This is a genomic window from Devosia aquimaris (assembly GCF_020169335.1).
Lineage (GTDB): Bacteria > Pseudomonadota > Alphaproteobacteria > Rhizobiales > Devosiaceae > Devosia > Devosia aquimaris.
This window is the reverse complement of record NZ_JAIEZN010000001.1, coordinates 2,452,088-2,463,628: the sequence shown is the minus strand read 5'-3', so window position 1 is coordinate 2,463,628 and position 11,541 is coordinate 2,452,088. Positions and strand designations below refer to the sequence as shown.

Annotated in this window: 14 protein-coding genes and 1 other RNA gene; 10 read left to right on the top strand and 5 right to left on the bottom strand. The window is 63.8% G+C overall.

Annotated features, from left to right (window positions below; all coding sequences use genetic code 11):
• Positions 1–10 precede the first annotated feature (10 nt).
• Together gap and tkt are read right to left on the bottom strand one after the other, a co-directional pair.
• Positions 11–1,018: a type I glyceraldehyde-3-phosphate dehydrogenase gene (gene gap, locus K1177_RS11805; protein WP_224703488.1), complete on the bottom strand. Its 1,008-nt coding sequence runs from the start codon at positions 1,016–1,018 to the stop codon at positions 11–13.
• Positions 1,019–1,066: 48 nt separating this feature from the next.
• Positions 1,067–3,040, bottom strand: a complete 1,974-nt coding sequence (gene tkt, locus K1177_RS11800; protein ID WP_224703487.1) for a transketolase — start codon at positions 3,038–3,040, stop codon at positions 1,067–1,069.
• A gap of 206 nt (positions 3,041–3,246) precedes the next feature.
• On the opposite strand from tkt, the gene K1177_RS11795 reads away from it, so the two are divergent.
• On the top strand, positions 3,247–3,534 hold the full coding sequence (locus K1177_RS11795) for a DUF4164 family protein (protein ID WP_224703486.1): 288 nt from the start codon (positions 3,247–3,249) through the stop codon (positions 3,532–3,534).
• Positions 3,535–3,537: 3 nt separating this feature from the next.
• A complete protein-coding gene (locus tag K1177_RS11790; RefSeq protein ID WP_224703485.1) occupies positions 3,538–3,915 on the top strand; it encodes a cell division protein ZapA in 378 nt (125 codons plus the stop codon).
• 4 nt (positions 3,916–3,919) lie between these two features.
• Here the strand turns inward: K1177_RS11790 and K1177_RS11785 are convergent, their stop codons facing one another.
• Positions 3,920–5,554 carry a cation:proton antiporter gene (locus tag K1177_RS11785; protein ID WP_224703484.1) on the bottom strand — a complete coding sequence of 545 codons (1,635 nt, stop codon included), beginning with the start codon at positions 5,552–5,554 and terminating at the stop codon, positions 3,920–3,922.
• A gap of 104 nt (positions 5,555–5,658) precedes the next feature.
• On the opposite strand from K1177_RS11785, the gene ssrS reads away from it, so the two are divergent.
• From ssrS to K1177_RS11770, 3 genes are all read left to right on the top strand, one after another.
• Positions 5,659–5,815, top strand: a non-coding RNA gene (ssrS, locus tag K1177_RS11780) — 6S RNA.
• A 25-nt stretch (positions 5,816–5,840) separates the two neighbouring features.
• Positions 5,841–6,428: a 5-formyltetrahydrofolate cyclo-ligase gene (locus tag K1177_RS11775; protein WP_224703483.1), complete on the top strand. Its 588-nt coding sequence runs from the start codon at positions 5,841–5,843 to the stop codon at positions 6,426–6,428.
• Positions 6,425–7,243 carry a TIGR00282 family metallophosphoesterase gene (locus K1177_RS11770; protein WP_224703482.1) on the top strand — a complete coding sequence of 273 codons (819 nt, stop codon included), beginning with the start codon at positions 6,425–6,427 and terminating at the stop codon, positions 7,241–7,243. The genes K1177_RS11775 and K1177_RS11770 overlap by 4 nt, the downstream gene beginning before the upstream one ends.
• Here K1177_RS11770 and K1177_RS11765 read toward each other — a convergent pair.
• On the bottom strand, positions 7,240–7,548 hold the full coding sequence (locus K1177_RS11765; protein WP_224703481.1) for a DUF1272 domain-containing protein: 309 nt from the start codon (positions 7,546–7,548) through the stop codon (positions 7,240–7,242). The two genes, K1177_RS11770 and K1177_RS11765, sit on opposite strands and share 4 nt — an antisense overlap.
• Before the next feature lie 100 nt (positions 7,549–7,648).
• On the opposite strand from K1177_RS11765, the gene K1177_RS11760 reads away from it, so the two are divergent.
• Together K1177_RS11760 and K1177_RS11755 are read left to right on the top strand one after the other, a co-directional pair.
• On the top strand, positions 7,649–8,080 hold the full coding sequence (locus K1177_RS11760; RefSeq protein WP_224703480.1) for an Lrp/AsnC family transcriptional regulator: 432 nt from the start codon (positions 7,649–7,651) through the stop codon (positions 8,078–8,080).
• Positions 8,081–8,176: 96 nt separating this feature from the next.
• Entirely contained in the window at positions 8,177–8,923 is a 747-nt protein-coding gene (locus tag K1177_RS11755) for a YebC/PmpR family DNA-binding transcriptional regulator (RefSeq protein ID WP_224703479.1), read from the top strand.
• Between the two features lie 64 nt (positions 8,924–8,987).
• On the opposite strand, the gene K1177_RS11750 is transcribed toward K1177_RS11755, so the two are convergent.
• Entirely contained in the window at positions 8,988–9,767 is a 780-nt protein-coding gene (locus tag K1177_RS11750; protein WP_224703478.1) for a GGDEF domain-containing protein, read from the bottom strand.
• Between the two features lie 161 nt (positions 9,768–9,928).
• On the opposite strand from K1177_RS11750, the gene ruvC reads away from it, so the two are divergent.
• The 3 genes from ruvC to K1177_RS11735 are packed head-to-tail and all read left to right on the top strand — an operon-like array spanning position 9,929 to position 11,534.
• A complete protein-coding gene (gene ruvC, locus K1177_RS11745; RefSeq protein WP_224703477.1) occupies positions 9,929–10,435 on the top strand; it encodes a crossover junction endodeoxyribonuclease RuvC in 507 nt (168 codons plus the stop codon).
• Positions 10,432–11,049, top strand: a complete 618-nt coding sequence (ruvA, locus tag K1177_RS11740; RefSeq protein ID WP_224703476.1) for a Holliday junction branch migration protein RuvA — start codon at positions 10,432–10,434, stop codon at positions 11,047–11,049. The genes ruvC and ruvA overlap by 4 nt, the downstream gene beginning before the upstream one ends.
• Complete coding sequence (locus K1177_RS11735; RefSeq protein WP_224703475.1) at positions 11,049–11,534, top strand: hypothetical protein; 486 nt, start codon at positions 11,049–11,051, stop codon at positions 11,532–11,534. Before ruvA ends, K1177_RS11735 begins: the two co-directional genes overlap by 1 nt.
• The last annotated feature ends 7 nt before the right edge of the window (positions 11,535–11,541 follow it).

Here is an 11,541-nt window from a genome sequence, read left to right as displayed (position 1 = left end):
CAACTTCAGCCTAGAGGGTCTTGCCCAGCGCAACGGCGGTGTCGGCCATGCGGTTGGAGAAGCCCCATTCATTGTCGTACCAGCTCAGGATCGACACGAAATTGCCGCCCATCACCTTGGTCTGGTCGAAGGCCAGGGTGGAGGAGTGGCTGTCGTGGTTGAAGTCGATCGAGACATTGGCCTGGGTGGTGTAGCCCAGCACGCCCTTGAGCTCGCCATCGGCGTACTTCTTGATCGCGGCGTTGATTTCCTCAGCCGTCACATCGCGCTTGGCGATGAACTTGAAGTCGACGCATGAAACGTTCGGCGTGGGAACGCGGATCGACACGCCATCGAGCTTGCCCTTGAGATCGGGCAGCACCAGGCCAATGGCCTTGGCAGCGCCGGTAGAGGTTGGGATCTGGCTCAAGGCTGCAGCGCGGCCGCGATAGAGATCCTTGTGCATGGTATCCAGGGTCGGCTGGTCACCGGTGTAGGAATGGATGGTGGTCATCATTCCCTTCTCGATGCCGAATTCCTTGTGCAGCACATAGGCGACAGGCGCCAGGCAGTTGGTGGTGCACGAGGCGTTCGAAATCACCACGTCGTCCTTGGTCAGGCTCTGGTGGTTGATGCCGTAAACGATGGTCTTGTCGGCGCCGTCGCCGGGGGCCGAGATGATGACCTTCTTGGCGCCGGCCTTGAGGTGGGCACTGGCCTTTTCCTTGGAGGTGAAGATGCCGGTGCATTCGAGCGCAATGTCGACGCCCATGGCGGCGTGGGGCAGGTTGGCCGGGTCACGCTCGGCGGTCACCTTGATCGGACCACGGCCGACGTCGATGGTATCGCCATCAACGGTGACGGTGCCGTTGAAGCGGCCGTGCACGCTGTCGAAGCGGAACAGGTGGGCATTGGTCTCGACCGGGCCGAGATCGTTGATCGCCACGACTTCGATGTCGGTGCGGCCCGACTCGATGATAGCGCGCAGGACGTTGCGGCCGATGCGGCCAAAACCATTGATGGCGACGCGAATTGCCATGGAAAGACGCTCCTTGGGAGGGTTTAGGAGAAGGGAGGCTTGGCTCTCTTACAACTGTGCGGTGACGGCTTCAACAATGGCTTTGGACGTAATGCCAAAGTGGGCATAGAGCGCATCGATCGGGCCGGAGGCGCCGAAGCTGTGCATGCCCACAAAGCGACCCCTGTCGCCCAGCAGCTTGTTCCAGCTCATCTCGATGCCGGCCTCGATGGCGACGCGCGCCTTGGCGGACCCAAGCACCTCTGCCTTGTAGGCGTCGGACTGCTTGGCAAACAGCTCCATGGAGGGAACCGAAACCACGCGGGCCGTGATGCCCTGCTCCTGCAGCGCTTTCATGCCTTCGACGGCGATGGCGACTTCCGAACCGGTGGCGAAGATCACCGCCTGGGCATCCTTGTCGCCGGCCAGGGTATAGGCACCCTTGGCCGACTTGTTTTCGGCCGTGTACTCGGTGCGCACCGTGGGCAGGTTCTGGCGCGAGAGGGCCAGGATCGACGGGCGGTCAGCCGTTTCCATGGCGATCTGCCAGCATTCGGCGGTCTCCACCGCGTCGGCCGGGCGGAAGACCAGCAGGTTCGGAATGGCGCGCAGGGCCGACAGATGTTCCACCGGCTGGTGGGTCGGACCGTCTTCGCCCAGGCCGATGGAGTCATGGGTCATGACATAGATGACGCGCTGTTCCATCAGGGCCGACAGGCGGATCGACGGGCGGGCATAGTCGGTAAAGACCATGAAGGTGCCGCCATAGGGGATGAGCCCGCCATGGAGCGCAATGCCGTTCATGGCCGCGGCCATGCCATGCTCGCGGATGCCGTACATCATGTAACGGCCAGCGCGGTTGGTGGCGGTGAAGGGCTGGGTGTCGGGCGTGTTGGTGAGGTTGGAATGGGTCAGGTCGGCCGAGCCGGCCAGCGCCTCGGGCACAGCCTTGGTGATGACCTCGAGCGCCATCTGGCTGGCCTTGCGGCTGGCGACCTTGGGCTTGTCTTCGGTCAACTTCTTCTTGTGCGCATCCATGGCGGCGGCAAAGCCGGACGGCAGGGCGCCGGACATGCGGCGGGTGAATTCGTCCTTGTGGGGCGAGGCGGCCAGGCGCGCCTGCCACTCGCCACGGACGTTCTGGCTGCGGGTGCCGGCAGCGCGCCAGGCGTCGAGGATTGCAGCAGGAATCTCAAAGGCGGGATAGGTGATGCCCAGGGCCGCCTTGGCGCCGGCCAGTTCCTCGGCGCCGAGAGGCGCGCCATGCACTTTTTCGGTGCCGGCCTTCTTGGGTGCACCAAAGCCGATGGTGGTCTTGGCGGCAATCAGCGTGGGCTTGTCAGAGGCCTTGGAGGCGAGCAGGGCCTTCTCGATGGCGTCCTGATCGTGGCCATCGATCTCGATGGTGTTCCAGCCCGATGCCTTGAAGCGGGCGATCTGGTCGGTGCTGTCAGCGTTGGAGACGGCGCCGTCGATGGTGATGGAGTTGTTGTCCCAGATCAGGGTGAGCTTGTTGAGCTTGAGGTGACCGGCCAGGGCGATGGCTTCCTGGGAGATGCCTTCCATCAGGCAGCCGTCGCCGGCCAGGCACCAGGTGTGGTGGTCAACCAGGTCGCTACCGAACTCGGCAGCCAGCTTGGCCTCGGCAACGGCCATGCCCACGGCATTGCCGACACCCTGTCCGAGCGGGCCGGTGGTGGTCTCGATGCCTTCGGCGTGGCCATATTCGGGATGGCCGGCCGTGATGGCGCCGAGCTGGCGGAAATTCTTGACCTGATCGATGGTCATGTCCTTGTAGCCCAGCAGATAGAGGCTGGAATAGAGCAGCATCGAGCCATGGCCGGCCGAGAGGACGAAGCGATCGCGATCCGCCCACTTGCTGTCGGTGGGGTCGAACTTCATCACCTTGGTGAACAGGACGGTGGCGATATCGGCGCAACCCATGGGCAGGCCAGGGTGGCCGGAATTGGCTTTTTCGACCGCGTCCATCGACAGGGAGCGGATCGCATTGGCCAAATCGTTCTGCTGGGCTGTGTTCGTCATCGGGCGTGCGCTTTCTTCAGGGCTGAAAATCTGGGGAGAAGAGGCGCCGTAAGCCTCCTCCCAAAGGCGGGTTCGAGGCATAACAGGTTCGGATTGACTGTCAATGACAGTGCGCATGCCACCCGTGCCTGGGCGGTTGCAATGCGCGTGGGTGTCAGGCAGGCTGGGCGGGCCGGAATCGCCGCGTGTTGAGGACCGTAGCAGCAATGAGTGACACGGAACTTCAAGATGGATTGACTGCCGCCCAGGAGCGGTTTGATCGAGCCATTGCGCGGCTTGAACAATCCGTGACCGGTTTGAGCAATCGTATCCGCCAGCGCGAGCGTATCGAGGTCGACGTGCAAAGGCTGGTGCATGAGCGCGGTCGGCTGGCCACGGAACTGGACAAGACGGCGGCGCGGGCCAAGCGGCTGGACGACAGTGCGCATGATGTGTCGCGACGTCTGGTCGAGGCGATGGAAACCGTGCGCGCCGTTCTGGCCAAGGCGGAGTAGGCGATGCCCGAGGTCAATGTCGAGATCAATGGCCGCAAATATCGCATGGCCTGCGAAGAGGGCCAGCAACAGCACCTGATCGGGCTGGCCGAGCGGTTCAACAGCCATGTCGAGCAGCTCAAGGGCGCCGTTGGCGAGATCGGCGACAACCGGCTGACGGTGATGGCCGGCATCGCGGTGGTGGACGAGTTGGCCGAGGCCGAGCGGCGCATCAAGGCCCTTGAGACCGAAGTGCTGGTGCTGACCCGCGCCGGACAGGAAGTGGCCGCCGAGATCGAAGCCCTGGAAGCCAGCTTTGCCACGCGGTTGTCCGATGCTGCCCGGCTGATCGAGGGCGTGGCGGAAACGCTCGACGATACGGCGCCCGTTCCGCAGAACTGAGATTCTAGCGCGACGCCGATGACAGGGTCTGCATGAAGGCCTGTTCGATATCCATGCGTTCGAGCATATCGCGCACCACGGTATCGTCGAGTTCGCGCGCGTCGCGGGCGGCGAGCAGCCGGGCGCGGCGCCCTTCGAGAAGCTTGGCGCCAAGCGCAATGGACATGGTGGTGTCGAATTCCTGCTCGGTCTGCTGACGTCGGGCCGCCAGGCGCTTGGCCATGAACTCGGTGAGCCGGCGGACTTCGGGATCGAGTTCGGTGGCCAGATAGGCATCAAGGGTCTGGCGGTCAGCCTCGTCGCTGAGCTGCTGGGCCAGTTCGCTCTGGTGGCGCATGAACTGGCGCTCGCGTTCGTCCTCGAGCTTGAGGGTGCGGATCAGCCAGGGCAGGCTGAGGCCATGCACGACCAGGCTGGCGATGGTGACGAAAAAGGCGATGGCCAGAATGGCGTTGCGGCCTGGAAATGCGGTGCCCGCGGCGGTGACGGCGGGAATACCAGCGGCGGCGGCGAGGGTGACCACGCCGCGCATGCCGGTCCAGGCGATGACCAGGTTCTCCTTCCAGCCCAGCGGGGGCGGCGGGAGGGGTCTTGAGCCCCTAGGACCTTTCGGGACATCTGGACGTGCCGCTAGGCGGTCCATCACCAGGCGGTGGCGCCAGCGGCCCAGCACGGCTGTGCCGAAGACCCAGGCGAAGCGCACCAAAGTAGCCGCGACATAGATTGCGCCAGCGGCCAGCAACAGCTTGCCCATGTCATAGCCGGCCAATGAGGCATCGGTGATGACGAAGCGGAGCTGCAGGCCGATATAGGCGAATACGAAGGTTTCGAGCAGCGTATCGATGGTGCGCCAGAAATTGCGCTCCTGAATGCGCTCGGCATAGCCCGACTTGGCCGAGAGATGGCCCAGCGCAAAGCCGGCTGCGACCACGGCGAGGACGCCGGAGGCATGGATCTCTTCAGCGGCGAGATAGGCCGCAAAGGGCACCAGTACGGAAACGGCGGTGGCCAGCGAAGGATTGGAGAGCCTGCGGCGGGCCAGCTGCGCCAATTGGCCGATGACGATGCCGACAATGATGCCGACGACGGCGGCATAGAGGAAATAGAGCGGCGTGCTGGAAATGAAGGCGTGGGTGCCCGAGACAGCGGCGACAGCGACGGTAAAGAGCGTCAGTGCCGCCGCATCATTGATGAGGCTTTCACCCTTGAGAACGGTCATCACCGCCGCCGGGAGACCAACCTGACGGCCGATGGCGATGGCCGCCACGGCATCGGGCGGCGCCAGCACCGCGCCCAGCACGATGGCGGACGCCAGCCCCATGCCGGGGACAATCAGCGCCGCGACGAGCCCGACCAGGGCGGCGGAAGCAAAGACCAGGAACACACCCAGGTTGACGATCGACCCCAGGCGCTTGGCAAAGCTGGCAAAGGAGAAGTCGCTGGCCGCCGAGAACAGCATGGGCGGCAGGAAAACGCCCAGGATGATCTCGGGCGCCAATTCCAGCCGGGGCACGCCCGGGATGAACGAGGCTGCCAGGCCAATGATGGCGACCAGAAGCGCCGGTTGCGCATTGCGTCGCTCGGCGAGGCCCGTGATCACGATGGCGACGATGATGACGACAAGAATATGGGCAAGCATGCCTGGCTCCGCGCTGATCGCAAAACTGTGGTGACAGGCGCCGCCAAAAACAAGCGATGTGTTTGGCGATACCCTATGCAGCGCGGCATGGACGCACTATATCTGGTGCGCTGCCCGGTGCGTGAGGATACCAATATCCCCGGGGCCTTAACGATTCTCAGGGAGCTGTCCCTGGCCGGACCCGTGGGTTCGGACATACGGCGCCCACCTACGTAAAGTAGGTTCCGGGATCGCTTATCCCACGGCCAGGGTGGCTCCTAATTCAAGGCGGTTTGCAGCGCGGCGCATGGTGGACGAGACAATCGAAAAGGCCAAAGCTGCGCTGCGGATCACCGCTCATGCCAATCGCGCGGCGCTGACCGCCGAGGAGCGGGCCGAGGCCGCAAAGCTGGTTACCCGCCATTTCTTCGACAGCGTGAACCTGGCGCCAACCGATGTGGTGGCCGCCTATTGGCGCATTCGCGATGAACTTGATTGCCAGCCGATCCTGATCGGGTTGATGGACAGCGATTATACCGTGGTGCTGCCGGTGGTGATGGGGCCCGACCAGCCGTTGGACCTGCGCGTCTGGGAGCAGGGCGCCTCGCTTTATGAAGCCGGCTTCGGCACGCTGGCGCCATCGGAACTGGCACCGCGCCGCGAGCCCGATGTGGTGCTGATGCCGCTGCTGGGATTTGACAAACACGGCACGCGCCTGGGCTATGGCGGCGGCTATTACGACCGGACACTGGCCGCCATGCACAAGACGCCGCGGCTGGTCGGGCTGGCCTTTGCCGTCCAGGAACTGGACGAGATCCCGCGCGAGCCGCATGATGTGCCGCTCGACACCATCATCACCGAAGCCGGTGTCCGTCACTTCGGCGCCAGCGCATGAAGTTATTGTTTCTGGGTGACGTCATGGGGCGGGCCGGCCGCGACGCGGTCAATGAACGCCTGCCGGGCATCATTGCCAGGTACGGCTTTGATTTTGTCATCGTCAATGGCGAGAACGCCAGTCATGGCAAGGGGCTGACGGAGCCGCATTTCAACGCCATCCGCAATGCGGGCGCCGATGTGGTGACGCTGGGCGACCATGCGTTCGACCAGCGCGAGACCATCAGCTTCATCGAGCGTGAGACCACGCTGATCCGGCCCATCAACATGCCACCCGGAACGCCGGGGCGCGGCGCCATGTTCATCGAGGGGCGCAATGGCCACCGCGTGCTGGTGATCAATGCGCAGGGGCGGGTGTTCATGCCGCCGATCGATGATCCGTTCCGCGCCGTCGAGGCGGCGGTGGCGGCCTGTCCGCTGGGCGAGCAGGCCGATGCGATCGTGGTGGATTTTCACACCGAGGCGACCTCTGAAATCCAGGCCATGGGGCATTTCCTCGATGGCAAGGTGAGCCTGGTGGTGGGCACCCATACCCATATTCCCACCTCGGATCATCGCGTATTGCGCGGCGGCACGGCGCTGATGGCAGATGCCGGCATGTGCGGGGACTTTGACTCCATCATCGGCACCGATACGGACGAGCCTCTCAACCGCTTCCTGACCGGAATCCCGAGCGGGCGGTTCACGCCGGCCGAAGGAGAGGCCACGCTGTGCGGCGTGGCCATCGAGACCGATCCGCGCACGGGATTGACCAGGCGCGTGCTGCCGTTACGGCTTGGCGGGAGCCTGGCGCAGGCCGAACCGATTTTCGACTAGCGCTGTTCGGGCGGCAGATGCCGCAGACTGTGGCTGAAGGCCATGACCTCGTCGCGGCTGAAGCGCAGGCTACGTCGGGTAGTTGAGGCTGGGTGATGGCGGAGGCCTTCGCCGGGACGCCACTCGCCCCGCGGGCGGATGGGGCGGGGCTGGAAGCCGCCACCGCAATTGGGGCAGACATTGTGCAGCACGGTGTCGACGCAGTCGGCGCAGAAGGTACACTCGTAGCTGCAGATGCGGGCATTGGTGGCGTCGGGCGGCAGGTCAATGTCGCAGCATTCGCAATTGGGTCTGAGATCGAGCATGGCTGGCTCCTGTTGGCTCGACTGACTTGTCGCATGGATTGCCGCTGGCTATGTCCTGACAACATCCGGAACGGACCGGTCGTTTTCCGGCGGAGAAGCCATGCGCGAACCCGATGCCATCGACAGAGCGATCCTGGACCTGCTGTGCACGGACAGCCGACAACCGCTCAAGCAGATCGGCGCGGCCGTCGGGCTGTCGGTGTCGAGCGTGCAGGAGCGCATCGCCCGGCTGGTCGCAGACGGGCTGATCGCCGGCTATTCGATCCGCCGTGGCGCGGCCCTGCGCGGGGCGCGGGCCTATATGCTGGTGACAACGCTGGGTGCCCAATGCGCCGTGGTGGCGCCGCGTCTGGCGGGCATTGCCGAGATCGTGCGGTGCGACTCGGTGGCAGGAGAAACCGACATGGTGCTGCTGGTCGAAGCGGCCGACGGCGTGGCCCTCCAGGCGGTGCGCGATCGGGTGGCGGCGACCGAAGGGGTGGTGAGCGTGGTAACCCTGCCGGTGATGGTCGAGCGCTTCGCGCGCCAATAGGCCTTGACCCCGCGGTTCGCCGCGGCTTCACAAGCGACGCGGCCTTGCCTATAACGCGCCACCAACACCGCATCCAGAATACGAGGGGAGTGACCTATGGCAGGGCATTCACACGCCAAGAATATCATGCACCGCAAGGGCAAGAGCGACGCAGCGCGCTCGAAAGTCTTCTCCAAGCTGGCCCGCGAAATCACCGTGGCCGCCAAGCTGGGCATGCCGGACCCGGCCTTCAACTCGCGCCTGCGCCTGGCTGTGGTTAATGCCCGCGCCCAGTCCATGCCCAAGGACAATATCGACCGCGCCATCAAGAAGGCCATCGGTTCGGACGGCGAGAACTTTGAAGAGATCCGCTACGAGGGCTATGGCCCTGGTGGTGTTGCGATCATCGTGGAAACGCTGACCGACAACCGCAACCGCACCGCGTCCAACGTCCGCTCGTACTTCTCCAAGAATGGCGGCGCGATGGGGGAAACCAATTCGGTTGGTTTCATGTTCGACAAGGTCGGCGAAATCACCTACCCGGCCGCTGCCGGCTCTGAAGACAAGATCATGGAAGCAGCCATCGAGGCTGGCGCCGATGACGTCGAGAGCGACGAAGAGGGCCACTACATCACCACCAGCTTTGAAGCGATGGTTGATGTCGCCGCCGCGCTCGAGAAGGTTCTGGGCGAGGCCGAATCGGTCAAGGCCGTGTGGAAGCCGCAGACCAATACCGCCATCGACGCGGAAAAGGGCGCGACGCTGATGAAGCTGATCTCGACGCTCGAAGAAGACGATGACGTGCAGAACGTCTATTCGAACTTCGAGATGAGCGACGAGGACATGGCCAAGCTCGAGGGCTGATCGCTCCAGCGGCCATGCCATGTTTTGAATGACAGGGGGCGGCGCCAGTGGTGCCGCCCTTTTGCTATGCGGCTGCTGCCGGCTTGGGTGCCTGTGTTTGCTCAGGAGGAGCGGGTTGTTCCGCAGGGGCGGCGATGTCGACCTTGGCACCGTAGAGACGCTGATCGGCAAGGCGATAGAGGCCAGCTAGGCTGGGCTCTTCGGCGCTCGTGGCGTAGCCAACCGAGACAGAGAGCGGGCAGGCCTGGCCCAGGGGCCGAAACTCCAGCGCCGCGATGGCCTGCTGGACGTTGCGGGCCATGGCGTCTGCTGCCGCGGCGTCGGCGCCGGCTTTGAAGATGCCGAACTCTTCCCCGCCCAGCCGACCAATCAGCGCATCCTCAGGAGCCGCATCGCGCAAGGCGGCGGCGATCAGGCGGAGAGCCTCGTCCCCATTGTCGTGGCCAAAACGATCGTTGACGCTCTTGAAGGCGTCAGCGTCCAGGATCAGCAGGGCGCCGCCCTGGGCCGTGTCGGAGAGGGCGCGCGTGACACCATGGGTAAAGGCGCCGCGCGTCAGACACTGCGTCAACCAATCGGTGCTGGCCATGTGGCGGAGCTGCGCATTGGCGTGGCGCAATTGCTCGTGCTTGAGCAGCAGCACAAACATCATGGGGCCGCCAAGCAGAAGCGGGGTCACGATGGCCACGATCAGGCCCTGGACATTGATGCCGTTGGAAAAGGTTTCCATGATGGTGTTGGTGACGACCACCGAAAGGGCGACCGAGGCGGCATTGGCCAGCCCAAAGATACGCCACAGCCTGAGCCAAGCCTTCCGTGGAAGGATGGTCTTGATTTCGCTCATGATTCGATCCTGCATTCCCGCGGCGAATGCTAGGTCTGCATGTTGAAGAATGTGTTGCCTGGAAAGGTGTATATTTTCTGACTGTGGGTTATCCTGCGATGGTGTTGCCAGTTTGTTCACATAGTGTAGTTAGGGTGAAGGGTGACGACCAAGGAAGACACATGTCCCTACCGACACGAATCATCGGCATTGACCCCGGGCTGCGGCGCTGCGGCTGGGGCGTGATCGAAACCCTGGGTAACCGGCTGACCTTCGTTGGCGCCGGCACCGTGACGCCGCCTGTCGATGGCTCACTGGGCGAGCGCCTGGCGATCCTGTTTGCGGGCTTGGGCGACGTGCTGGACCGGTTCGCGCCCGATGAAGCGGCGGTGGAAGAAACCTTCGTCAATGCTGGGGCGCGATCAGCTCTCATTCTCGGGCAGGCGCGGGGCGTGGCCCTGCTGACGCCCGCGGCGCGCGGGCTGCCGGTTGCGGAATATGCCGCCAATCTGGTCAAGAAGTCGGTGGTGGGGACCGGGCACGCCGAGAAGGGACAGGTTGCACTGATGGTCAAGACGCTGATGCCCCAGGCCGATTTCAAGGGTGCCGACGCGGCTGATGCGCTGGCCATCGCGATCTGCCATGCGCACCACCGCGTCGCCCATCAGCGGCTGAGGGCGCTGGCATGATCGGCAAGCTCAAGGGGCTGGTGGACAGCTTTGGCGATGATCACGTGCTGATCGATTGCGGCGGGGTTTGCTACGAGGCGCATTGTTCGAGCCGGACGCTGCAGGCGCTGCCACGGGTTGGCGAAGCCGCCGTGGTGTTCATCGAGACCATCGTGCGCGAGGACATGATCCGGCTCTATGGTTTTTCGAGCGAAGCGGAGAAGGCCTGGTTCAACCTGCTGATGACCGTCCAGGGCGTTGGCGCGCGCGTGGCCCTTGCCATCCTTTCCGCCCTATCGCCATCGGAACTGTCGAGCGCCATTGCGCTGCAGGACAAGGCGATGATCGGCCGCGCCAATGGCGTGGGGCCAAAGCTCGCCGTACGGCTGGTGACCGAGCTCAAGGGCAAGGTGCCGGCCACGGGCGCCGTCGACGCCGGCACGCTGGGACTACAGGCTGCCCTGGGCGAGGGGGTGGCGCCGAGCGCCATCAGCGATGCGGTTTCGGCGCTGACCAATCTGGGCTATTCCAGCGCCCAGGCCTCGGCGGCGCTGGCACGCATCGTTGCCCGAGAGGGTGATAGCGTGCCGACCGAGAAACTGATCCGACTGGGCCTGCGGGAGCTGAGCACTTGATGGTCAGAAACTGGTCTGCCCTTCTAGCCGCATCAGCGCTGTTGGCACTCTATGTCTGGACATTCGCCGTCCTGGCAACCCTGCCCGTTTTCGTTGCTCTCAATATGAGTTGGGACTACTGGATGGGAACGGGGGCCTTCGCCGTAATAGGTGCAACGATGGCAATTTGGGCAATACTACTGCTGTTTCCTATGTTTTTTTGGATCGTAGGTCTGTTGCTCGTGGACAGGTTGGGCATGTCGAAGTCATGGTGGCAGCAGGTGACCTTGTCTGGCATTGCCGGAGGCCTTGGTTTGGTTGCCTATATCTTGCTGAGCTTGCTGATTTTGCGGGACAGCGATGGCTTGGCCTATGGCTTTTACTTCCTCGGTGCTCTCGTGCCGCTGGCCTGCATCCTAGCGTTTCCTATCTTTGCTCTGCTGTTCAAACGGTATCATCGCGCGTTCCGACTGAGCGTGCTTTTCAAAGAAGATGCAGGTGGTTGAGCAGTTG

Coding starts and splice junctions, on each gene's coding strand:
- K1177_RS11790 (WP_224703485.1), top strand. CDS start 3,538: ATGCCCGAGGTCAATGTCGAGATCAATGGCCGCAAATATCGCATGGCC.
- ruvA (WP_224703476.1), top strand. CDS start 10,432: ATGATCGGCAAGCTCAAGGGGCTGGTGGACAGCTTTGGCGATGATCAC.
- K1177_RS11770 (WP_224703482.1), top strand. CDS start 6,425: ATGAAGTTATTGTTTCTGGGTGACGTCATGGGGCGGGCCGGCCGCGAC.
- K1177_RS11785 (WP_224703484.1), bottom strand. CDS start 5,554: ATGCTTGCCCATATTCTTGTCGTCATCATCGTCGCCATCGTGATCACG.
- K1177_RS11775 (WP_224703483.1), top strand. CDS start 5,841: ATGGTGGACGAGACAATCGAAAAGGCCAAAGCTGCGCTGCGGATCACC.
- tkt (WP_224703487.1), bottom strand. CDS start 3,040: ATGACGAACACAGCCCAGCAGAACGATTTGGCCAATGCGATCCGCTCC.
- K1177_RS11750 (WP_224703478.1), bottom strand. CDS start 9,767: ATGAGCGAAATCAAGACCATCCTTCCACGGAAGGCTTGGCTCAGGCTG.
- ruvC (WP_224703477.1), top strand. CDS start 9,929: ATGTCCCTACCGACACGAATCATCGGCATTGACCCCGGGCTGCGGCGC.
- K1177_RS11735 (WP_224703475.1), top strand. CDS start 11,049: ATGGTCAGAAACTGGTCTGCCCTTCTAGCCGCATCAGCGCTGTTGGCA.
- K1177_RS11765 (WP_224703481.1), bottom strand. CDS start 7,548: ATGCTCGATCTCAGACCCAATTGCGAATGCTGCGACATTGACCTGCCG.
- K1177_RS11755 (WP_224703479.1), top strand. CDS start 8,177: ATGGCAGGGCATTCACACGCCAAGAATATCATGCACCGCAAGGGCAAG.
- gap (WP_224703488.1), bottom strand. CDS start 1,018: ATGGCAATTCGCGTCGCCATCAATGGTTTTGGCCGCATCGGCCGCAAC.
- K1177_RS11760 (WP_224703480.1), top strand. CDS start 7,649: ATGCGCGAACCCGATGCCATCGACAGAGCGATCCTGGACCTGCTGTGC.
- K1177_RS11795 (WP_224703486.1), top strand. CDS start 3,247: ATGAGTGACACGGAACTTCAAGATGGATTGACTGCCGCCCAGGAGCGG.